This is a genomic window from Micromonospora sp. ZG13 (assembly GCF_059359355.1).
In genome coordinates this window covers 1-1059 of record NZ_JCADBQ010000048.1, presented here as the reverse complement: position 1 = coordinate 1059, position 1059 = coordinate 1, and the positions used below count along the sequence as shown (strand labels likewise).

Here is a 1059-nt window from a genome sequence, read left to right as displayed (position 1 = left end):
GGTGAAGACGGTTTGGATGAGGGGTGGGGTGTGGGGGTCGCGGGTGGGTCTGGTGTGTTCGACGAGTTTGTCGAAGGGGATGTCTTGGTGGGTGACGGCGTGCATGAGGACGGTGCGGGAGTGGTGCAGGAATTGGCGGAAGGTGTGGTGGGGGTTGATGTCGACGGGGAGGGGGAGGGTGTTGACGAAGAAGCCGATGAGTTTTTCGGCGTCGGGGTCGGTGCGGCCGGTGAGGGGGGTGCCGATGACGATGGGGTTTTGGTTGGTGTAGCGGTGGATGAGGAGTTGGAATGCGGCGAGGAGGATGCCGAAGGGGGTGGAGCCGGTTTGGGTGGCGAGGGTGGTGAGGGTGGTGGTGGTGTCGGGGGGTAGTTGGCTGTGGTGGACGGTGGTGGGGCCGGGTGTGGTGTCGGGTCGGGGTCGGTCGGTGGGTGGGTGGCAGACGGGTGGGGCGTTGCGGAGGCGTGTGGCGAGTTGGTGGAGGTGGTGTTGGGCGTTGGTGGTGTTCCAGTGGTGGTGTTGGCGTTGGGCGATGTCGGCGTATTGGGTTTTGAGGGGTGGTAGTGAGGGTGGGCGGTGGTGGGTGAGGTCGGTGTAGAGGTGGTTGAGTTCGGTGTGGAAGAGGCCGACGGACCAGCCGTCGAGGACGATGTGGTGCCAGGTGAGGCAGAGCACGTGGGTGGTGGGGGTGAGTTGGAGGATGTGGCTGCGCAGTAGTGGGCCGGTGGTGAGGTCGAATGGTTGGTCGAGTTGGGTGCGCAGGATGTCGCGGATGTGGTGGTCGTGGTGGTGGGGGTTGATGTGGGTGAGGTCGTGGCGGGTGCTGTGGTGGGTGGTGGGGGGTTGGGTGATTTGTAGGGGGATGCCGTTGTGTTCGGTGAAGGTGGTGCGGAGGACTTCGTGTCGGTGGATGATTTCGCCGATGGCGGTGTCGAGGTGGTCGAGGTTGAGTTGGCCGTCGATGTGCCAGGCGGTTTGGGTGTTGTAGGCGGTGGATTTCGGGTCGAGGGTGTGCAGGAACCACAGGCGTTGCTGCGCGAACGACAACACCCGACCCGG

At 64.4% G+C, this 1059-nt stretch carries 1 protein-coding gene; it reads right to left on the bottom strand.

Going from position 1 to position 1059, the window contains the following annotated elements; translation table 11 throughout:
* The coding region (locus AC5L34_RS29480; protein ID WP_494827919.1) for a condensation domain-containing protein at window positions 1-1047 on the bottom strand (1047 nt) is incomplete at its 3' end.
* Between the last annotated feature and the right edge of the window lie 12 nt (window positions 1048-1059).